At 42.0% G+C, this 22,887-nt stretch carries 17 protein-coding genes; 16 read left to right on the forward strand and 1 reads right to left on the reverse strand.

Annotated features, from left to right (window positions below; genetic code table 11):
• The first annotated feature begins 171 nt into the window (after window positions 1-171).
• From DABAL43B_RS06900 to msrA, 11 genes are all read left to right on the forward strand, one after another.
• The gene (locus DABAL43B_RS06900; RefSeq protein ID WP_264753843.1) at window positions 172-771 is read left to right on the forward strand and encodes a LemA family protein; all 600 of its coding nucleotides are present in this window, start codon (window positions 172-174) and stop codon (window positions 769-771) included.
• 58 nt (window positions 772-829) lie between these two features.
• Window positions 830-3,835 carry a M48 family metalloprotease gene (locus tag DABAL43B_RS06905; RefSeq protein WP_079691685.1) on the forward strand — a complete coding sequence of 1,002 codons (3,006 nt, stop codon included), beginning with the start codon at window positions 830-832 and terminating at the stop codon, window positions 3,833-3,835.
• A 58-nt stretch (window positions 3,836-3,893) separates the two neighbouring features.
• Complete coding sequence (locus DABAL43B_RS06910; protein ID WP_079691686.1) at window positions 3,894-4,778, forward strand: hypothetical protein; 885 nt, start codon at window positions 3,894-3,896, stop codon at window positions 4,776-4,778.
• A 307-nt stretch (window positions 4,779-5,085) separates the two neighbouring features.
• The gene (gene serC / locus DABAL43B_RS06920) at window positions 5,086-6,207 is read left to right on the forward strand and encodes a 3-phosphoserine/phosphohydroxythreonine transaminase (protein WP_079691688.1); all 1,122 of its coding nucleotides are present in this window, start codon (window positions 5,086-5,088) and stop codon (window positions 6,205-6,207) included.
• A gap of 287 nt (window positions 6,208-6,494) precedes the next feature.
• Window positions 6,495-8,327 carry an extracellular solute-binding protein gene (locus DABAL43B_RS06925; protein ID WP_079691689.1) on the forward strand — a complete coding sequence of 611 codons (1,833 nt, stop codon included), beginning with the start codon at window positions 6,495-6,497 and terminating at the stop codon, window positions 8,325-8,327.
• Between the two features lie 74 nt (window positions 8,328-8,401).
• Window positions 8,402-9,181, forward strand: a complete 780-nt coding sequence (gene gloB, locus DABAL43B_RS06930; RefSeq protein ID WP_079691690.1) for a hydroxyacylglutathione hydrolase — start codon at window positions 8,402-8,404, stop codon at window positions 9,179-9,181.
• A gap of 99 nt (window positions 9,182-9,280) precedes the next feature.
• Window positions 9,281-10,351: a microcin C ABC transporter permease YejB gene (gene yejB, locus DABAL43B_RS06935; RefSeq protein WP_079691691.1), complete on the forward strand. Its 1,071-nt coding sequence runs from the start codon at window positions 9,281-9,283 to the stop codon at window positions 10,349-10,351.
• Window positions 10,351-11,424: an ABC transporter permease gene (locus tag DABAL43B_RS06940; RefSeq protein ID WP_079691692.1), complete on the forward strand. Its 1,074-nt coding sequence runs from the start codon at window positions 10,351-10,353 to the stop codon at window positions 11,422-11,424. The genes yejB and DABAL43B_RS06940 overlap by 1 nt, the downstream gene beginning before the upstream one ends.
• 1 nt (window position 11,425) lies before the next feature.
• Entirely contained in the window at window positions 11,426-13,126 is a 1,701-nt protein-coding gene (locus tag DABAL43B_RS06945) for an ABC transporter ATP-binding protein (RefSeq protein ID WP_227516754.1), read from the forward strand.
• A gap of 217 nt (window positions 13,127-13,343) precedes the next feature.
• A complete protein-coding gene (locus DABAL43B_RS06950) occupies window positions 13,344-14,654 on the forward strand; it encodes an iron-containing alcohol dehydrogenase (protein ID WP_079691693.1) in 1,311 nt (436 codons plus the stop codon).
• A gap of 179 nt (window positions 14,655-14,833) precedes the next feature.
• On the forward strand, window positions 14,834-16,081 hold the full coding sequence (gene msrA, locus DABAL43B_RS06955; RefSeq protein ID WP_079691694.1) for a peptide-methionine (S)-S-oxide reductase MsrA: 1,248 nt from the start codon (window positions 14,834-14,836) through the stop codon (window positions 16,079-16,081).
• Window positions 16,082-16,210: 129 nt separating this feature from the next.
• On the opposite strand, the gene folE is transcribed toward msrA, so the two are convergent.
• Window positions 16,211-16,807, reverse strand: coding sequence for a GTP cyclohydrolase I FolE (folE, locus tag DABAL43B_RS06960; protein ID WP_227516755.1), 597 nt, complete (start codon window positions 16,805-16,807; stop codon window positions 16,211-16,213).
• A 375-nt stretch (window positions 16,808-17,182) separates the two neighbouring features.
• Here folE and DABAL43B_RS06965 point away from each other — a divergent pair, with 375 nt between their 5' ends.
• From DABAL43B_RS06965 to DABAL43B_RS06990, 5 genes are all read left to right on the forward strand, one after another.
• A complete protein-coding gene (locus DABAL43B_RS06965; protein ID WP_079691696.1) occupies window positions 17,183-17,989 on the forward strand; it encodes an enoyl-ACP reductase in 807 nt (268 codons plus the stop codon).
• Between the two features lie 111 nt (window positions 17,990-18,100).
• On the forward strand, window positions 18,101-18,943 hold the full coding sequence (locus DABAL43B_RS06970; protein ID WP_413771832.1) for a YoaK family protein: 843 nt from the start codon (window positions 18,101-18,103) through the stop codon (window positions 18,941-18,943).
• A 451-nt stretch (window positions 18,944-19,394) separates the two neighbouring features.
• On the forward strand, window positions 19,395-20,816 hold the full coding sequence (locus DABAL43B_RS06975; protein WP_079691697.1) for an SLC13 family permease: 1,422 nt from the start codon (window positions 19,395-19,397) through the stop codon (window positions 20,814-20,816).
• A gap of 196 nt (window positions 20,817-21,012) precedes the next feature.
• Entirely contained in the window at window positions 21,013-22,023 is a 1,011-nt protein-coding gene (locus DABAL43B_RS06985) for an alpha/beta fold hydrolase (RefSeq protein WP_079691699.1), read from the forward strand.
• A 73-nt stretch (window positions 22,024-22,096) separates the two neighbouring features.
• Window positions 22,097-22,693, forward strand: a complete 597-nt coding sequence (locus DABAL43B_RS06990) for a DUF1543 domain-containing protein (protein WP_079691700.1) — start codon at window positions 22,097-22,099, stop codon at window positions 22,691-22,693.
• Window positions 22,694-22,887 lie beyond the last annotated feature (194 nt).

The following is a 22,887-nucleotide window of genomic DNA, read 5'->3' on the forward strand; positions in this document are numbered from 1 at the left end:
AGCGTTTGAAATGTTTTATTCTGACAATAAGTCCTTCATTATAAAGGGCTTTTTTTTCGCCTGTATTCCATCCGATTTTAAACTTTGAGTTATAAATATGGGTTAAAATACAATGTAGTAACCTTTATTAACAATAACTTCCGTTATCAATGCGAAACGTTTTGGGATTTTATGATGAAAATGTTTGTTTGGCTATTCATTGCAGTAGTGATATTGATCGTGGTCTTTGGGGTATCAATCTTTAATAAATTGGTACGCGCCCGTAATCAGGCAAAAAATGGTTTTTCTCAGATAGATGTACAGCTTAAACGTCGTCATGATTTAATTCCAAACTTAGTTGAAACCGCCAAGCGTTATTTAACGCACGAAGAAGAAACGCTGACTCGTGTTATTAGTGCGCGTAACCATGCTCAAAGTCTACAAGACTCTACTCAGCATCAGCCCGATTCGCTTGAGCATATGGCGTTATTTGCTAAAGCAGAGAGCATGTTATCTAAAGCTTTAGGTCAATTTTCTGCCGTGGTAGAAGCATATCCTGAGTTAAAGGCAGATAGTATGATTAAAGAGCTGATGGATGAGCTGACCAATACTGAAAACCGCATTAGTTTTGCGCGTCAGCATTATAATGATAGCGTGATGTTTTACAACAATGATCGCGAAGTATTCCCAAATAATTTGATTAGCACGACCTTTGGCTTTCGTCCATTAAGTCAATTGGTGTTTGAAGATAGAAAGGCGATTGCTCAAGCACCGGTTGTTAATATGAGCTAGTGCTGTACTACATTCATAGGCTCAAATGTATTTAGCATTCTTTAGGTCAGGCAAATAGATGGATTTTTTTGGCGAACAGCGCAAACGTACTCAGCGCAGCCTACTGCTGTATGGGCTATTTTTTCTTATTATATTCGCGCATATTGCGGTGGCACTCGGTGTCATGGCGCTGTTGCTCACGCTATTTACTGGTGGCATTTATTATTGGGCATTGATACTGGTTGTTGTATGGACGATCGGTAGCTTCGTCATTGGTAGTTTTTTGGAGTATGGACGCTTAGCAGCAGGGGGTCGTGCGATTGCTCAGCGAGTTGGCGCAGTTCGGTTGTTTGTTGACCATAGCCAAGATGCTTGGGAGCATAGTCGCGGGGTTAGCCATCAGCATGAGCCGGTACAAAAGGTTCGCTTTAGCGCGCGTCATATCGCGGTACGTGATGAGCGTGATTTCCCGCCTGTTTACCGTCGTTATTATGAAATTGCCCAGCAGCTGGCCATTGCTTCAGGTTTGAGTATGCCAATTCTATATGTGCTGCCTGATGAGCAAGGGATTAATGGTTTCGTCGCGGGTCGTCATAGCCAAGATATGGTGCTGGTGGTGACTCAAGGGGCGCTTGATAAGCTGTCTGATGAGGCACTATACGGGCTCATAGGGCATGAATATGGTCATATATTGCATGGCGATGCTACATTTAATTTACAATTAATGGTGGTGCTAGCAGGCCTACAATTACTCTATGACTGGAGTGATTCTATTAATAATATTGGCTCTAGCCGTCACAATAATCATCACAATGATTTTGATAATGCTGTTAATCAAAATAAACCTTTACCACAAAGAGCCATTGATAGCCATGCTCGCAGCACTGAGGTACAAACGGCAAGTTTTACGACTCATAGTGAGTGGGTAACCTACTGGAAAAAGCAATCCCAAAGCCAGCAGTCATCAGTTAAAAGTCAAGCAATGTGGTTACAAAATAGACGAGACACTGATCGGCAAGCGCCTCGTAATATTTGGACATTGCTGATACATGGATTGAGCTTTTCTAGCATGGCCAGTGCGCAGCTAATCAAGCATAGCTTTAACCGTGAGCGTGAATTACTCGCCGATGCCACCAGCATACAGCTCACGCGCTCGCCGGCGATTATGGAAACCTTAAAGGCCATTCATCGAGATTCTCTAGGCTCGCGCTTATCAAGTATCGCTGATATCAATGGACTCAGCCACTTCTTCTTTGCCAGTAGTGGAGCGGACTTGGGTGATGTTTCATGGTTTGCTACGCATCCAAGCTTAGCTGAACGTATGAGTGCTATTAATGCCAATGTTTACCAAAAATTTGCTGTACAAGTCGCCAAAGAAAAGCGCGTAAATCAAAACAAAATCAAAGAGATATATGAGCAGCGACGATTAGGCGATTGGGGAGTGATAACAGCAAATAGCCTAAGTAAAATTACGCAAGGAAAAACCGCAAGTCAATCTCCACCACTTAATTCTCAATTAACATCCGATATTAATAAAAGCAATGCTAATAAAGACAGTTATTCAGCTAAGAAAAGCGTTGCTAGCAATCCTGATGAGACTATTGGCAAAGAAATTGCTGCCTTTTCTACTGTTGAAATGAGTAGTGACTCAGAAACAGACGATGGGCTTGAGTTTGTCGTAGAGCAAGACGTCGTTATTGATGGGCGTTTGCAGGTACAGGCGCGTGAGATTGGTACTTATAAGTTGTTAAAGCCTTGGGAAGCAAAACCTGATAGCGATTTGCCAGCGAAAGACTTAGTCAGTTTCGATGATATACAAAAAGTCTCCCTGCCGCAGTATATTCTCAATCACATTCATCATCCGCTAGGGGCACTCGCACTTATCGAGACGGCAATGCTATGCCATCAAGGTCGCATACTTTCAACGACTGCAACTTATGATTTGGCTGATATCTGGATTGGGATTCCTAGTGATAAAATATATGCTACGACCGATGATGATATTAAATCTAAAGCTCGCATTGCTAGCGATGAGAAAAATTTACCGCATACCATAGATCATAAGTTATTAGAGATGGTTGCCAGTATCGACCGCCGCTTAGATAATACTTTAATTATGCTGGCGATAAAACAACTGTCTCAACATGATTTATCTGAAAATGCTATCAATGAATTACGTTTAAAGAGTGAAAGCAGCTATAGCAACCAAAGTTACCAGGATTATATTCAGCAAGAAAAAAGTCGTAAGATGCTTAGTCGTTATCAGAAAGGCATACTTGAGTTATTTGAACGTCAGCTAACAGCCAATTTAAGCAAAAATTTTGCTGATAATATAATGAATGAAGGAGATAATATCGGTAAATTTAAACCAGTATGCACTCATTCAAATAATACCAAATCACGAACACCATCGATTTTAGCATTATGGCAGGCGCTGCATTTACAGCAACTTCTACCCGTATTGAATACAATACTAAATGATGAATATTCAAATGAATACTGGTCTTGGCAGCAAAAACTGCAAGCTGGTAGGGATGATATAATTGCCCAACTTGATCCTTCAGATCAGGTATTCGACAGCCTCGGTATTGCTGAGCAAGCGATGTTGACGTTATTGGCTTATCGCTTATCAAACGATGCTAAAGGTCAGATGACGCCAGCGCTCGACGTTAATAATACCAGTGTTGCTTATTATGCCGTGGACTTGCGACGTCAAACGCGCCTGATTGATATTGATTTAGCAGCTGTTAGCGAGGCAAACTTACAATGGTTGCTGCTTACTGCACAAAATTTAAATAGTGTTCAACTACTGGCGTTGCTAGAAGCTGTGCCTATCTTTGAGTCCTCTACCGCAGATCTTAAGCATGACGATAACATTCAAAAAAAGCAACAAGAGCGACAACAGCACAACCATCAAATAGATTATAATGCGACTACCAATAAGCCTTATGCTTATAATGATTACCGGCAATGGCTGAGTACATTGCATACGGCAATGTTACACGATACGATAGTCAGTCAGGATGAATATGATTGCTTGACCTTACTATCAGAACACTGGTTAAAGGTTCGACAGCTTTTTTAGTGTTTTTTGAGATTAAAATTTGTAAACCCATTTAAGATAAATAGGATAGTAGAGTCGCATGAGTGATATCCAAGACCCGCTGGTTGTATTGCAGCATCGTATGCAGCAGCGTCAGATTTTAGCGATGATGGGTATCAATCAGTGGGTGCAGCCGAATTCTGAAACGATGAATATCGCAGATATTTCTGCACCTGCTTTATCTGATTCTACTATCATTAATAGCGCCATTCAGTCTATTACTGCTGATGCAACCATTCTACAGCCCAGCATCAGCCATGCAATGACAGAACGTCCAAGTGATGATGCGGCAAACGTTGACCATTCAAATGTTGAGTCCGTGGGCGCTATATCAGGTATAGTAGATGATGAGTTTATCAACCACTATCATGAGCCAGATTTAAGCTATCCTGACCAACAAAGCCCCGTTACCTATAGCTTTGACACAACTGTTCCTGATGCCTCTAATACAGCCGTTACGCCCCTCATAGATACTGTCGTCCAGCAAGCCGCTATTTCTAACATCAATAACACTGATAGCTTTAAAGATGATGGTTTTAAAGAGGAGATCTTTAAAAAAGTAGCACCGTTTGACTTGCAAGGTGGTCGCTACGGTAACTGGGTGATATTGGTTGATATCCAAGCCCTTAATAATGACAGTCAAAAACTATGGCAAAATATCACGCAAGCGCTATCAATTACCTGTGAGACGACATCATTTCCTATCTGTGAAGGTATGGATACGGCTGAGCTTGCCAATGCCAGTCTTGCTGGATACGTTTTTAAGATTGGTCGTAGTGAAGATATACAGGTTGCGGCATTAACGCCATTGCCTGATGGGCTTGAGCATCCTAATCTGACTACGGCACCAACTTTAGATGACATGCTTACTGATAGTAGCTTAAAGCGTCAGCTTTGGAAGCTGCTTTCTGATTCGGCTGATTAATAATGAATTTTTTGTATAATTAATAATGATTATTTTGTATAACAGTAAGTTTGTGAAAAAACTATAAAGTCATTAGCAACTAAAATAAAAGGTGGTGTATCAAAAAGTATGCTGATTAAAATTTAAACAATTCTTGGAGCCTTGAAAGCCCTGTAGGATCAGAGAACGTAGCATAGATTTCTTATTGACTTTTATCGCCAGCATACTTTTTAGAACACCACCAAATAAAAATGTAAAAAGTGTTTTAATCATTAAGTTTTCAATCCCAATTAACAACAATAATCCCATCAAACTTAGGATGATAGCTATGTCTACAAACTCAGCCTCTACAACTGAACATCACCGTGTACCTAACTTTTCTGCCGGACCTGCTACGATACCGACCGCTGTATTATCACGTGCCCAAGAAGAATTGCTCGACTGGCAAGGACGTGGTGTATCAGTGATGGAAATCAGCCATCGTAGTAAAGAGTACATCGCGATTACTGAAAAAGCCGAGGCTAAACTGCGTTCATTGATGGACATTCCAGATAATTATAAAGTGCTGTTTTTACAAGGCGGCGCCAGCTTACAGTTTTCAGCGATTCCATTAAACTTGTTAAATAATGGACGTGCTGATTATCTCAATACCGGTACTTGGTCAGGCAAAGCGGTCAAAGAAGCAGAGCGCTATGCCAAACTTGGTCTTGGTGAAATTAATGTGGTTGCAACAGGTAAAGGCAGCAATTTTACTGATGTGCCTGAGCAAAATGAATGGGCTATTAGCGAAGATGCCGCTTACTTTCATTATTGTGCCAATGAAACCATTCATGGTTTACAGATATTTGAACCACCACAAGTTGATGCGCCCATTATCGTTGATATGTCTTCTTGTATCTTGTCACAGCCAATCGACGTCTCTAAATTTGGCATGATTTACGCTGGTGCACAAAAGAATATTGGCCCTGCAGGTCTAGTGATTGTCGTCATCCGTGAAGATTTATTAGGGCAGGCAAGTGAGTGGTGCCCGCTACTGATGAACTATGAACATCAGGCTGAAAAAGAGTCGATGTCAAACACACCAGCGACCTATTCTTGGTATTTAGCAGGTTTGGTTTTTGACTGGTTAGAAGAGCAGGGCGGCGTCGCGGCTATCGGCAAAATCAACCAGCAAAAAGCGGACTTACTTTATAAGACGATTGATGACAGCAGCTTTTATAGCAATCCAGTTGCCCCTAAATATCGCTCTATCATGAACGTACCGTTTACGCTAGCAGATGCTAGCCTTGACAAGATATTCTTAGAAGAGTCAGAAGCAGCAGGCTTACTGCATCTAAAAGGTCACCGCGATGTGGGCGGTATGCGTGCCAGTATTTACAATGCGGTGTCGTTAGAATGGGTACAGCAACTAGTCGACTTTATGATTGCGTTTGAAAAGAAACACGCTTAAGTACTGCTAAGGTTTTAATTATTGCTAAGTTTTAGAAAAAAGACGCAACTTTTATAAGCTGCGTCTTTTTTATGAGGAATGAATATGCTTCTTGGGTGAATAATACGTCAAGCAGCCTACTTAATCCTGTAAAGCATTAGGTTAAAAAACCTAAGTTTGTTATGATGAAATTTTGCGGTATTTATCGCTTTTAGTGATTTCTTATTTAAGCTGTCATTAGCTTGCCGTTATTAGGTAATTTTTCAATATAGTCATTGGTTGCATACAGGGTTGGTGATAACTTCATTATGATAAAAAATGCCACGCTAAAAACCATTTTATTAGTTGCAGTTGTGAGCTGCATGCCTGTCAGTTACGCTGCACCAATCACCACTGCTGCGCTTGGGCATAATAGTCCTACTGAATATATTGACGCGCCCTTTATGCCCTATGCCAATCCAAAGGCGCCGACAGGTGGCACGTTATCGCTTGATGCGCGCGGCACCTTTAATGCGGCCAACAAATGGATGACTACTGGTGTAGCGATGGTTGGCACCGATTATCTATATGATACTTTGATGACTGGCTCATTGAATGAAGCGTTTACTATGTATCCGCAGCTGGCAAGTAAAGTCACTTATGATCCTGATGATACCAGTTGGATTATTTATCATCTTAATCCTGCAGCGCGTTTTTGGAATGGAACGCCGGTTACCAGTAGTGACGTCAAAGCCACTTATGATGCAATATTAAATAAAGGACCGATGTATATTCGCAGTTACTTAGGAGATATTAAAGATATTCAAGTTATTGATAAGCAACGCGTGAAGTTTGTCTTTGACTCTGATGACAATAAAGAGATTTTATTAACAGTCGGGCAGTTTCCTATTTTTGCCAAATCCTCTATCGATACTGATTTTGAAAAAATTAGCTTAACGCCCTTGATGGGCAGTGGGCCTTATAAGCTTGGACGCGTCGACGCCGGTCGTTCGATTAGTTACGTGCGTGATCCCAATTATTGGGGTCGTGATTTGATGGTCAATCGTGGTCGTTATAATTTCGATATGATTAAGTTTGTGTATTATCAAAGTGATGAGATTGCCTTTGAGGGCTTTAAATCTGGTCAATATCGTTTTCGCCCTGAAAACAAAGCCTCTAATTGGGCAACGGGCTACAATTTCCCTGCCGTCAAAGCAGGCCTGGTTAATAAAGAAACGATAAGCAGTGAAAATCCAGTGCCGATGCAAGGACTGGTGATGAATATGCGCCGGCCAATTTTTCAAGATATTCGCGTTCGTCAAGCACTGAGCAAGGCTTATGATTTCGAGTGGATGAATAAGACTTTATTTCATGGGCAGTATGAACGCTTACAAAGCTTCTTTCATGGCTCAGAGCTTGCTGCGACTGGCAAACCATCTACTGAAGAGATGCAGGTGCTCACCCCTTTATTATCCAAGCTCGAGCCAATTCAACGTCAGGCAGTATTAGGTGAATGGCAGCTGCCAACTAGTGACGGCAGCGGCTTTAACCGTACAGAATTATTAAAGGCACGGCAGTTATTACTCGATGCGGGGTTTTATTATCAAGATATGAAGCTATATCAACCTGATGGCATGCTTGCTCAGATTGAGATTCTGATGACGGGCGAAACCATGGGACGCGTGCTGCTACCTTATATTCGCAATTTAAAGCGTCTAGGATTTGATACGACATTACGTCAAGTCGATGGACCACAATATTACGAACGCGTGCGCCGTTTTGACTATGATATGGTGACGGATGTATTTGCGCAGAGTTTATCCCCGGGTGCAGAACAAGCAGCATTTTGGGGCAGTGCGGCTGCTGACCAAGTTGGTAATAGGAATACTATTGGTGTTAAAAATTCAGCCATTGATCAGGTAACAGCAGCACTTGCGAATGCTGAAAGCCGCGACGAGATTATTTTATATACTCACGTACTTGATCGTCTGCTCCGTGCAGGTCATTACTTAGTGCCTTTATATGGTAAGTCGGCTACCAATGTCGCTTACTGGAATCAATACCGTCATACTGAAAAACTGCCGTCCAATGCTATCGGTATCGACTACTGGTGGACAGATAAAGCAGCAGAAGCCCGCATTAATCAGTATTTAAAACAATAATTAGGCACTTTTGATCTGTAAAGTATTTTATAGAACATCTTAGTGATAAAGATAACTACTAGTAAGGATTTAACATGAGTATTCGTATTCACCCCATTAAAGCATTTAATGACAATTATATTTGGACACTAATTAATGACAGTAATAAACAGGCGATTGTTATTGATCCGGGTCAATCTGAACCTGTTATTGCTTACTTAGAAGAAAATGAATTAGAGCTGACTTCGATTTGGACGACTCATCATCACCATGATCATATCGGCGGCGTCGCAGAGCTACAAGAGTCCTATCCGATGACGCATCTGGTAGCGCATGCTGAACATAACGTCGATGAAGATCAGACCATAAAAGATGGCAGTACAGTGAGCGCATGGGGCAACGCAGCGCAAGTATGGGACGTGTCTGGTCATACTGCCAGTCATATGGCTTATATTTTAGATATCGAAGGCCGTAAGCATTGTTTTTGCGGTGATACACTATTTAGTGCTGGTTGTGGGCGTGTTTTTACTGGAACCATTGAGCAATTACATGAGAGCTTTAAGCGTCTAAACGGGCTGCCAACCGATACCTTGTTATACCCTGCGCACGAATATACCGCTAGCAACTTACGTTTTGGCTTGTCGATTGAACCTGATAATGCCGCAATGCAGAGAGCATTGACGCAAGCAGAAGAAAAAACAACACAAGGCATCCCAACATTACCGGTGACTTTAGAGCATGAGCGTGCGGTAAATGTGTTTTTACGTACGCAAGAGCCGAGTGTGATAGCAGGGGTGAAAGCTAAAGTAAATATCGATGATGAAAAGTCTTTGACGGTATTTGCCGCTTTACGTGAGCTTAAAAATAACTTCTAGTTTCTAAGCCCTAATTTAGGTTTCAATCACCGCTCCATTGATAAATGTTAGCTACTCACTTCTCTATTGTCATATTTTTTATCTTAGGAAGCCGTCATTATGGGTCGTTATATCTTAAAAAGATTATTGCTGATATTACCGACGCTTTTTTTGATATTGCTGGCGAACTTTGTCATTGTACAGGCGGCACCAGGTGGACCTGTAGAGCAGCAGCTTGCGCTTATCGAGCAAGGCGCAAAAGACAACGCGCTGGGTGCTAATATTGGTGCGGGCAGTGCAGGAGGCAATAACAGTACCTATCAAGGGACACGCGGTTTGTCAGAGGAGATGGTAGCAGCCATTAATGCGCAATACGGCTTTGATAAATCTGCGCCTGAGCGCTTTTGGCTGATGCTCAAGAACTATGTAAAGCTAGATTTTGGTGAGTCGTTTTTTAAAGGTCAATCAGTAACGGATTTGATTATCGAGAAGCTGCCAGTCTCAATCTCGCTTGGGCTTTGGAGTACGTTACTGATTTATATGATAGCGATTCCGCTTGGTATTTATAAAGCCATGCATCATGGCTCGGGAATTGATAAAGCAACGGCTATGCTGCTTGCTATCGGGCATGCAATACCGGTATTTGTGTTTGCGGTGATTTTATTGGTGTTTTTTGCTGGCGGCAGCTACTGGAATGTTTTTCCACTGCAAGGATTAACCTCAGAGAATTTTGATCAATTAAGCACACTTGGTAAAGTTAAAGATTACTTTTGGCATCTGGCTTTGCCACTCTTAGCCAGTACCGTTGGCGGTTTTGCTGGCTTGACTTATTTGACTAAGTTTAGCTTTTTAGAAGAGCTGGGTAAGCAATATGTCCTTACCGCCCGCGCCAAAGGCTTAGGTGAGCGGCAAGTCTTATATGGTCATGTCTTTCGTAATGCCATGCTGATTATTATCGCCGGTATCCCAGCGGCTATCGTTGGGATTTTCTTTGCCGGTAACTTTCTTATTGAAATTATTTTTAAGCTTGATGGTTTGGGATTGTTAGGTTTCGAAGCCATTCAGCAGCGTGACTATCCAGTGATATTCGGTACGCTATTTATCTTTACCTTAGTGGGGCTGTTATTACAGTTAATCAGCGATTTAAGTTATCACTTAATCGATCCGCGTATTGATTTTGAGGGGCGCTAATGTCAAGTGATCTGCTGTCCTCAAATGTATCTTCTGTTTCTATACAAAGAAAAGCACGTTTAAACCCTATTTGGCAAGCGCGCCTCACTCGTTTTCGTCGCAATCGTCTTGGCGTGATATCGCTATTTATTTTTGCGGTGATATTCGTTATTTGTATGGCAGCCAATATAATTGCCAACGACAAGCCACTACTGGTGCAGTATCAAGGCGATTATTACTTTCCAGTGCTAAAAGCCTATCCTGAAACGACCTTTGGTGGTGTGTTTGAAACTGAAACCAATTACAAAGACCCAGCAGTGCAAGCGCTGATTGATGATAAAGGCTACTATGTAATGCCGCCGATTCCATTTGCTGATCAAACACCAAACGTTGAGTTGGGCATTCCATATCCAGCAGCGCCCAACAGTCAAAATTGGCTTGGTACCGATGATTTGGGTCGTGATGTACTGGCGCGCATACTTTACGGCATGCGAGTGTCGTTATTGTTCGGTTTAGCATTGACGCTTGCGGGCGCTTTGATTGGTATTGTCGTCGGTGCGATACAAGGCTATTACGGTGGTTGGGTGGATTTGGCAGGGCAACGTTTTATGGAAGTGTGGGGCGGGATGCCGCAGCTGTTCATGATTATTATTTTGGTCAGCTTATTTAGCCCCAGTATCACTATGCTATTTGCCATGATGTTGTTATTTGGCTGGATGGGTTTGGTCGGTTTGGTACGAGCAGAGTTTTTGCGCGCCCGTAACTTTGATTATGTGCGTGCGGCGCGTAATTTGGGTGTTTCGGACAGTCAAATCATGCTTAGACATATTATGCCCAATGCCTTAGCTTCGAGCTTGTCACAGCTGCCTTTTATCTTAACCGCTAATATTATCGCTCTGACGGCATTAGATTTCTTGGGTTATGGTTTGCCGCCTGGGTCGCCGTCATTAGGTGAGCTGATGGTACAAGGGAAAAATAATCTTGATGCGCCTTGGCTTGCACTATCAGGATTTTTTAGCTTAACCTTTATTTTATCATTGCTAATCTTCGTTGGCGAAGCGCTGCGCGATGCGTTTGATCCGAGGCGTTCCTGATATGACAACTGATAATATGATAACCGCTAATATGACAACTGCTACTGAGAAAAATAACTTTTCAGGCGAAAATAATAGTAATGAACAAAATAAGCTAATGCTAGTAGTAGATAAACTTAGTATTGTTACTGATGCAAGTATTGTTCTGGTCGATAAACTATCGTATAAGCTGAGGCAAGGACAAACCTTGGCTATCGTTGGGGAGTCAGGCTCTGGTAAATCGATTGCCAGTCTGGCGCTATTAGGGCTGTTACCTGATAATTTGAGCATTAGCGGTAAGGTACAGCTTGCAAATTCAACAGGTATGAGAGTACTACCAATAGCCAGGGAAAAAGGGCGTAATGCTGCGCTGCGCTCTATTAGGGGGCAACGTATCGGCATGGTGTTTCAAGAGCCGATGACCGCATTAAACCCGCTCCATACCGTTGCCAAGCAAATCGCTGAGTCTCTTCGTCTAAGCGGTGTACCTAAAAAACAATGGCGCGAAAAAAGTATCGCCTTATTAACTGATGTCAATATCACTGAACCTACTGACAAACTCAATCGCTATCCGCACGAGCTATCAGGCGGTCAACGTCAACGGGTCATGATTGCCATGGCATTAGCGCAGCAGCCTGATATTTTAATCGCTGATGAACCAACTACCGCGCTAGATGTTACTTTGCAACATGAAATCCTTGAGCTATTAGATGCTCTTAAGCGTCAGCATAATATGGCGATGATACTAATCAGCCATGATCTCAATCTAGTTAGACGCTACAGCGACGAAGTTATCGTGATGCGTCAAGGGCAGACGATTGAGCAAGGGCAGACTGCAGTAGTTTTTAACCAGCCTAAAGCGGATTATACCCGTACACTTATTCAGCAAGATTTTGGGCAAGCGCTAAACTTCTCTGATGACGAGCAAAGTCAGCAATCGACTGTATTGCAAGTAAATAACCTACAAGTACAATTTCCCATTGAAAAAAGTCTCTTTGGTGGTACTAAGCGCTGGTTTGATGCGGTCAAAGACTTAGATATGACACTACAGAAAGGGCAAGCGCTGGGTATCGTTGGTGAGTCAGGCTCTGGCAAGACGACGATTGCTCTTGCCTTAAGTCAGTTGCTTAGTAACCAAGCGCGTGTCAATGGACAGATAATGGTCAATGGGCAAGAGATTACGACCTTGTTAAAACGTGAGCTTCGCACTTTTCGCTCGCAGATTCAGATGGTCTTTCAAGATCCATTTGCCAGTATCAATCCTCGTATGACAGTCATGCAAATCGTTGAAGAAGGATTGCTAGTACAAGGTATCGATAAAATAGTACGCCAGCAGGCGGTAATGGATAGTCTTGCTACCGTACATCTGCCAGCTGAGTTTGCACAGCGTTATCCACATGAGCTATCGGGTGGCCAGCGTCAACGTGTCGCTCTTGCACGCGCATTGATTATGCAGCCAAGTTTATTGATATTAGATGAACCGACTTCTGCGCTTGATAGCACCACGCAGGTGACCGTCGTTAATTTACTGCGTGAAATTCAAGAAAAATTGCAGATCAGTTATGTGTTTATCAGTCATGACTTAAAAGTAGTGCGCGCCTTATGCCAGCATATTATGGTACTTAAAGATGGCATGTGCGTTGAGTCAGGACGTACTGAAGATGTTTTTAATAACCCACAGCATCTGTACGCTAAGCAGCTATTGCAGGCGAGTGTACTTTAGCCTAAGTAACTGCTGTTAAATAACCAGAACATAGCAGTTCATAATAATCGCGACATACTAAAAATAGCGATGGTACAATAAGTTTAAACAGTAGTTTACTCTACCTAAACACGATCGTTTTAGGTATATTTATCTATTCTGGTATTGGTTAATAGTTAACTGACTAAAGCTGTCATTATTGCTATTAAAAGCATCATTAAAAAGGATTTTTGTGCCCATGAAAAAACAAAATAGTATTTCTAAATTAGTCAGTAATAATCCGTTGCAACATGCCGGTTATTTAGCAGTTGCCAAGACTCGCGCTAAAGTGCTTAAAGCCTTCGCTTATGTAGTGCCTATAAGAAGACCGATGTTATTCGTCGGCGAAACTGCTTGTGATGAGCTATGTGATATGCTCATTAATGAAGGTAGCACCAATGTGTTTATCGTGACTGATGCGGTGTTAAATAAGCTCGGTATACCAGCCAAAGTCACTGATTATCTAGACGAAAAAAATATTAGCTATAAAGTCTATGATGGTATTACGCCAGATCCTACTTTTAAAGTGATTGAAGAAGGATTGAGCCAATCGGTAGGCGCTAAGTGCGATTCAATAATAGCCATCGGTGGTGGTTCAGTAATTGACGCGGCTAAGATGATCGCTATGTCGCAAGGCAATAACTGCAAGCCTAAACAGCTTATCGGCATTCTTAAAGCAAGAAAGCCTTCTGTACCGTTATATTGTGTGCCTACGACTGCGGGTACTGGCTCAGAGGCGACACTTGGTGCGGTTGTATCCGATGATAAAACTCATCAAAAAGCACTGTCTATCGACCCAAGAATGGTGCCACTGGCAGCGGCTATTGATCCTGTTATTATGAAAGGTATGCCAGCTCATATCACAGCGGATACGGGTATCGATGTATTGACCCATGCGTTAGAAGCATGGATGAGTGTAAATGCTAGCGTAGAGACGGATTATTATGCGGCCTCTGCAGCCAAAGCTGTTATGCAATATCTACCGATAGTCTATAAAGATGGCGGCAATCTTAAAGCAAGAGAAGAGATGGGTATAGCCGCTCATTACGGTGGTATCGCCTTTAACAAAGCGGGTTTGGGTTATGTCCATGCAATCGCTCACCAATTAGGGGCTTACTATAGTATTCCTCATGGCCGAGCCAATGCCATCGTGCTGCCTTATATACTTGACGTCAACCGTAAAGCGAGCCAAAAAAGATTGGCGGAGCTTGCTAGAAAAACGGGTATGGTACAAGCAGGTCAAGCGAGCAGTAGTAATAGCGATATTGCCGATCATCTAATCGCTCAAGTACGCGACTTGATTGCAACCTTAAACATCGAGCCAACAGTCAAAGGTATGAAAACCAGCGATTTTGATAGTATGGCTAAAGCCGCTGCAAAAGAAGTCAGTGATACCTATGCGGTACCGATGTACATGCCTGCATCTGGTATCAAAGATATCTTAACGAAAATTAAGCAGGCTAGTGATGAGCGTGCAGATAAAGATAAGAGTAGCGATAAAGTAGCATAAGTTTTTTTATCGAATTGAGCCTCTAGCAATAGCGTAAAACAAAGCCTATTACCCTCTTGGGAATAGGCTTTGTTTTTGAATAATAGTTCAGTGCATCGTAAATATATAACAATTTAGGAATGTTTCAGTGATACCTGAGGGTTACGATGGTTACATGATATAACTCTTAGGAGCTTTTTATGAGCCGCCAATTATTAATGAATTACAAATTACAGTCTAAAGTCGTTGGTATGGCCATAGTAGCAACTAGTGCTTTTTACGTTGGTTGTGCTGCCACTGAAAGTACTCCTGCTGTTAACAATACTCCCATCGATAATCCCTATGCACCTACAGATTCAAATTTAGCGGTGGCGACAGTGGCTGGTGGATGTTTCTGGTGTGTGGAAGCTGGGTATGAAAAGATTCCTGGCGTAGTAGAGGTGGTGTCGGGTTATACTGGTGGTCAGACTGACAACCCTACTTATAGCACCGTGTCAGCTGGTGGCACAGGGCATACTGAGGCGGCTCAAGTCTATTATGATCCGACGAAGATTACCTACAATGGTATTGTTCAAGCGCTATGGCGAATCGCCGATCCTACCGATGATAAAGGTCAGTTCGTAGACCGTGGTACACAGTATCGTCCCGCTATTTTTTACAACAACGATCAAGAAAAGCAGATAGCCGAAGCTGCTAAGCAATCACTGCAAGCCTCTGATGTTTATAAAAAACCAGTAGTGATCGAGATTGTTCCTGCTAGTACATTTTACCCAGCGGAAGAGTATCATCAGGATTATTACAAAAAGAACCCGCTACGTTATAAGGCTTATACCTTTAACTCTGGTCGATATCAATTTATCGAAAGTGTCTATGGTAAAGCCTATGAGCTAGATTTTAGCCAATTCAAACCGACTGCAACCAGTACAAAGCAGGTAACGTCGAATAAGACGGCGACAGTCACGGCAGCTGCAGTTAAAGAAACCTCGGGCTTTGACCCAGATACGTTTGTAAAGCCCACACAAGCTGAGCTTAAAAAATCACTAAGCGACATTCAATACAAAGTCTCTCAGGAAGATGGTACTGAGCGCGCTTTTGATAACGCTTATTGGGATAACAAAGCGCTTGGGCTGTATGTGGATGTGGTGTCAGGTGAACCGTTATACTCGTCTCGTGATCAATACAAGTCTGGTACAGGCTGGCCCAGCTTTACTCGTCCATTGAATAGTAGTTTGGTTATTGAAAAGGACGATCGGGGAATATTTGGAACCCGTACTGAAATTCGTAGTCGCTATGCAGACTCACATGTAGGTCATGTCTTTGATGATGGTCCAGCACCGACGGGTAAACGCTATTGTATGAACTCAGCGGCGATGCGCTTTATTCCACTTGCACAGATGGAATCAGCGGGTTATGGCAATTGGATTGATAAAGTAAAATCAGTTAGTTAGACCTTTTTTGATGACAGTCAATAAATATTCATTACTGTTTAATGACTAAAAATCGTGAGTAGTTCGCATTAAAAAAGGATACTTAGGTATCCTTTTTTGTTCTTTATTATTTGCTGTTTCTTACTAGTATTAAAACGCCGGTTGACGTCTAGGTATCGCACTTAAAAATTCATTACGCGCTTGATTGTCGTGTACATATTCACCTAACATCGACATGGTGCGTGTAGTAGAGTGTTGCTTATTGACACCGCGCATCATCATACACATGTGAGCGGCATCCATGACTACTGCCACACCGCGGCAACCTGTCACATCCATAATCGTTTGCGCTATTTGTTCGCTTAAGTTTTCTTGAACTTGCAATCGACGAGCAAACATATCGACGATACGGGCAAATTTTGATAAGCCTAATACGTGCCCATTTGGCAAATAGCCGATGTGCGCGATACCATGAAAGGGCAACATATGGTGTTCACATAATGAATAAAATTCAATATTTTGTACCAAAACCAGCTCACGGTTGGTCGATGGAAATAAGGCGTCATTAACGACCTCATCTAGGCTTTGATGGTAGCCTTTGGTCAAATGTGCAAAGGCTTTGGCGGCTCGTATTGGGGTCTCTTCAAGTCCTGGACGATGCAAGTCTTCACCCGTTGAGGCGATGAGCTGACGATAGGACTCGGTACTTTCTTCATAATTTGATGTTATTGTTGGGGTATTGCTCATAAGTTTGGCAGCCATCCAAAATGTGGGTGTAGCTTAACGCTAAATCCTTGTTTACAAATAACGGTTGTAAAGGATTTTTATAAAAATTGTGCAAGCTTGGAAGGGTTGTGATTATACTTGAAATGAGCTCAATTTCCTACCGTTAAGGACAATACCTCTCATCTATATAATATAAGGCTGTCTGAAGTATTATATGTCAAGAACATAAATAGTTGGTTTAAGCAATTCGCTAAGACAGTTATAGTTTACGACTGTTTACTTAAATTGATTCGTGTATAATAAAGCGACTTTTATATTTTAATTGCTACTATTTTAACTGCTACTTTTTATAAAAAACTATCTTAACGAATTTTAATCGTTTAACAAGGAAATATCATGCTACTACAAGGACAGCGTTTTGTCGTCACCGGCATTGCTAGCAAACTTTCTATTGCCTGGGCCATTGCTGAGGCGCTACATCGTGAAGGCGCCTCGTTAATTCTTACTTATCCCAATGATAAAATTAAAAAACGTGTGGATATGGCGGCTGAAAAATTTGAGGCCGATCTAGTACTTGAATGTGATGTGGCGTCTGATGAGTCTATTGCGGCTTGTTTTGAGCAAGTCACTGCGCATTGGGGTGATGGTATTAATGGTGTGGTACATGCGATTGGCTTTGCACCAATGGATCAGCTTGATGGGGATTTTGTCAATGCGACGACCCGTGAGGGTAGCCAAATTGCTCATGATATTTCAAGCTACAGCTTTGTGGCATTGGCAAAAGCCTCGCGTGAGTTGCTTGCCATGCGCCATGGCTCAATGTTGACGTTAACGTATGAAGGCAGTATTTCGGTATTGCCAAATTACAACGTCATGGGCATGGCAAAGGCCAGTCTTGAAGCGAGTGTTCGCTATCTTGCCACCTCTATGGGCGGTGAAGGTATTCGCGTTAATGCCATCTCAGCTGGTCCTATTCGTACGCTTGCCGCTAGTGGCATCAAATCATTCCGTAAAATGCTCGATATCAGTGAAAAGATTGCGCCGCTACAGCGCAATATCACTCAAGCCGAAGTCGGCAATGCCGCGTTATTCTTATTATCACCGTGGGCATCAGGTATCACTGGCGAGATCATGTTCGTTGATGCAGGTTTCAATACCGTTGCTATTAGCGAGCAGTTAATGATGCTCGATGAAGCAAAATAATTGTATTTAGTGATGAGTTATAGCGTTTGAGAAATACGCAAGGCAGCCAATTGGCTGCCTTTTTTGGTTATACTATGGACTTTTTCAGTGATAAGCCATTAGGCGACAGATATGATAACCAGACTACCAAAGTGGATATTGTGGGGCGGGGCAGTACTGGCATTTAGTGCAGGCTGTGTCAACACTGCAGCATTGATGGGTTTTACCAATTTGTCGGTATCTCATGTCACAGGCAACGTGAGCTTGTTTGCAGCGGCTATTGCTTATTTAGACGCTCGCAGTATCTTATATATCGGTGCATTACTATTATCTTTTTTGGCAGGGGCAGTTTTGAGCGGCTTTGTCATTGGTCAGACGTCATTGAAACTGGGTAGACGTTATGGCACTGCACTATACATTGAAGCGGCATTATTGTTAATAAGCTATTGGTTATACCAGCAGCATGATTATCTAGGACAATTGGCAGCTGCCATGGCATGTGGATTACAAAATGCGATGGTAGCGACTTATAGTGGCGCGGTTATTCGAACCACGCACTTGACCGGATTGACCTCAGATATGGGGGCGGCTATCGGTAATTGGTTAGCAGGTCGGCGCATCAGTAAACCAACATTAGGATTTCAAGCGATCATCTGGTACTGCTTCTGCGGTGGTAGTGCTGTAGGGGCTTTTTTATATGCCAGAGTAGGCTACGGTGCTTTGTTCTTACCCATTGCTATTGTGTTGACTGCCGCCTTTGTCTACAACTATGTATCGGATAATCTGCCAGAAAAGAGACAGCCAAGACAAAAAAGCGCCCATCGGTTTGATGAGCGCTTTTTTTGTTTAAGTTTTTATGTTCAAATAAATGTAAAACCGTATTTTATTTATCGTCTTCTTTATGGTCTTCGTGCTCGTGCATACCCTGCATCATATCGAGAGCTGAGTCATCGGTACGCTGTTGGTCTTTTTTAGCAAGGCCATCTTGATTGATATCTTGTCTTGCCATCTTAGTCGTTGAGTCAGTCTTATTGTCATCTGCCATGAGAGGCTCCTATTTGTTTTTATTAACGTTCTTCACCAACTAAGTATGTGATACTGCTTATGAGTTGTACAGGGCAGATGTGGGCATATTTAGTGACGGTGTGTAACTTTGTATCAGCCCGACTCATAGTTCTCTTGAACAGATTTAAAAGTATATTTCTACAGCCAATTGGTTTTGGATAAATGAGATGAAACTATATTTCTAATATGGTTTTTATAATGCCTATATTGAACATATTTTGGTGGATAATGTTTCTGCTATGATGGCGGCGTATTTTGGTAAGCACAGTTATAAAGCTATTATTCACTGTTGAAATACGTCTTTATATTTATAATTTTTAACACCGTCTTTGGGCACAATAAGGACATTAAAGGACATTGTATGTCAGAGAAAAAACTAGACAGCCATCTACCTGATGATGGCAATGAGTATTTATTTACTGATACCTTTCCAAAGGGTACAGGCAAAGGATTGATCGTTGTCGCCATTGCGGCGGTTATCAGTCTGTTTATCTATAATGTATTGCCTTACGATATTAGTGCCAATAAAGGCCTCGCCATGTTGTTCTTTATCGGCGTGTTATGGTTGACTGAAGCGGTACATGTGACTATTACAGCGATATTGGTCGTTGTCATAGGCGCACTTATTGGTTTACCTGACTTCGATGCTGCCATCGGTTTACAAAGCTTTGCCAATCCCATTATTTATTTGTTCTTTGGTGGTTTTGCGCTAGCGGCGGCGTTGCATGTGCAGCAATTAGATAGAAAAATTGCGCTCAAGATTCTATCCATGTCAGGCGGCAATCTTAGAAACGCGGTATTCTTAATATTTGGGGTCACTGCATTTTTATCGATGTGGATATCGAACACGGCTACTGCAGCGATGATGCTGCCATTGGCGCTTGGTATTCTAACGCAGGTTGACCGTGAAAAAGACCGTGGCACTTTTGTATTCGTCCTATTAGGTATTGCTTATTCTGCCAGCCTTGGTGGTTTGGGTACGATTGTTGGTTCGCCGCCCAATGCTATTGCTGCCAAAGCGCTTGATATCGCTTTTGTCGATTGGATGAAGTTTGGTATTCCAATGATGCTAGTGCTGTTGCCATTATTGCTTGGTGCAATGTATTTGTTCCTTAAGCCTAACCTTAATCGTCAGGTAACGCTTAACGAAGACGAGCCTATTGAATGGAACAAGCCACGTGTGCTGACAATTATCGTCTTTATCGTCACCGCATTGAGCTGGATACTCTCGAAACAAATTGGTGCAGCACTGAATGTCGATGATATTGATTCCATTGTCGCGTTATTAGCGGCATCAGCAGTGGTTAGTTTGGGTTTGGTGTCGTGGAAGCAAGTGTCTGACAATACTGACTGGGGCGTACTCATGTTGTTCGGTGGTGGTATTGCACTATCAACGGTTTTAAAAGTATCAGGAGCATCTTTGGTTCTTGGTCAAACCGTTGCTAATGGACTGGCCTCTGCACCGCTTATCATAGTCGTACTTGCAGTCTCTGCGTTCATTATTTTCTTAACGGAGTTTGCTTCTAATACCGCTTCTGCAGCCTTGTTAGTACCTGTGTTTGCTGCCATTGCTGAGCAAATGGGTCTGCCGCCTGCAGTACTAGTAATGATTATCGGTATCGGTGCTTCTTGTGCCTTTATGCTACCGGTTGCTACTCCGCCAAACGCGATTGTCTTTGGTACGGGTCTCATTAAGCAGACAGAGATGATACGTGTTGGTGTGATACTTAATATTATTGCTACGTTCGTAGTTGGTTTGTGGGCGTATTTTTTCTTACTATAGCTTAGCAATCAAGATTGTTATAACCATAAAGACCCAATGTTTAAGTGACTCTTGAACATTGGGTTTTTCATTTACTAGTAGCAATAATGTCTGTATAAAATACTTATCGTTTGTTCTCTTGTAGGCATAGGCAAAAGCATTCGAATCGTTTTTATAAAGAGTAAATAATGTCATCTCATTAAATGGAATTGATCACATGGCACAACGGTTAGTAAAAATCATCATTTATCTGCTTCTTGCTATCATTGCTCTACTAGCTGCGCTCATAGCCTTTTATTGGGCGCCTGATCGTAGCGTAACTGAGCTTAAGCAATGGCAATTACCTAACAGTGAGTTTATACCTATTCAAGGGTTGCAGGCTCATGTGCTGCAATCAGATAAGTGTGATGTTTATCGCAGTAAAGCGTCAATTGATCAAGCGGTTAGCACTGGAAAGTCGCTACCCGAAGCTGTGGTTTTATTGCATGGAACATCCGCAAGTTTGCACACATGGCAAGGCTGGACGAAAGCGTTAAGTGATGAATATTGTGTCGTTAGTATGGATTTACCGGGTTTTGGTTTAACCGGTCCATATACGGATGAGACGATAAAGTACAATAGCGCCAATTACGCCAAATTTGTCGTGCAAGTGCTCGATCGCTTAAATCTAGAGCAAGTGACAAAAGTGACATTGGCAGGCAATTCTTTAGGGGGCAAAATCGCTTGGCGTACAGCGGCTCTTTATCCTGACCGTATTGATAAGCTTGTCTTAGTTGATGCCGTTGGCTATCCAGCGACGCCCAAACATGTGCCTATTGGTTTTAAGTTGGCAAAGTATTCGGCGTTGACGCCTATATTAAGTCGTGTATTGCCTCGAGATGTGGTTAGAAAAAGCGTGCTTAGTGTTTATGCTGATGATACTAAGGTCGATGAAGCATTAATCAATCGATATTATGATTTGACGCTACGACAAGGTAACCGGCAAGCATTAAATCGTCGCCTACAAGAGACTGATAATAATAGTGACCAAGCACAAATTAAACAATTAGATTTACCGACTTTAATTATTTGGGGCGCACAAGATGACCTCATTCCCGTCGAGAATGCGGCGCTCTTTCATAGAGATATTGCTAATAGCCAGCTCAAAATATTTGATGATTTAGGGCATGTGCCGCACGAAGAAGATCCGGTGGCAACAGTTAAAGTAGTCAAAGATTTTTTAAAGTAGCCACTCAAACTTATCGAGCTGATTAGTCACTGACTACTAACTGAATATATTTATCTAATAAGGAACGTGTAAGATGCCAACCCTATATATGATTCAATTAGGCGGTCGTCCCAAAGGGCGGCTGATTGAGCAACACGATATATTTTTTGGCGTGGCCAATCAGGTTAATGAGTTAATAGAAGATATCAATAGCCATTGGCCTGAAGTCAAAAATAAGTGGCATATTGATTCGTACCGGGCAATTACCAAAGTTGATGATTATGCTATTAAATTGGTTGAATCAAGCAGCCAAGTAGAACACAACCATGATTTAAAGCTATTTTTTATCAATTTAGGCGGTTATCAGCAGGGCAGCTTTGAAGAGTTTCATTATAAACTACTCATCGTTGCTGCCACTCAAGCGGAGGCGATCAAACAAGCAAAGCAGAGCGAATTTTATAAGCAGTTTACTTTTAATGATAAAGAATCACCTTTTAATGCTGCCTCACATATTGATGATAAGTTTGAGGTAGACATAGATGACATATATAACGTAAGCGACCTTATCTCAAATGTTGAGATTGTCATTGAGCCTATTGCTTGCGCGCTCGATGGAAGTCTAAATGCTGTAGAAGATAAAGAATACGTAGGATATTTAAGTATTAAAAACCTTAAAAAATTAGCACTCTAATAATATTGATTGTCGCTTATATATTTGTATGTTTTCAGCTATATAGCTTAATCACTTTATGTATCTGAGAGACTTATGATGGCTTTATTAATTTAAGACAGTCGTTCAGCAGCAATGCAAGCCTAAACCATACACGAGCAACTTGAATCACAGCGCAATTATCCCCATAATCTAACCACTTCCAAATAATAAAT

The sequence above is a fragment of the Psychrobacter sp. DAB_AL43B genome, from assembly GCF_900168255.1.
GTDB lineage: Bacteria > Pseudomonadota > Gammaproteobacteria > Pseudomonadales > Moraxellaceae > Psychrobacter.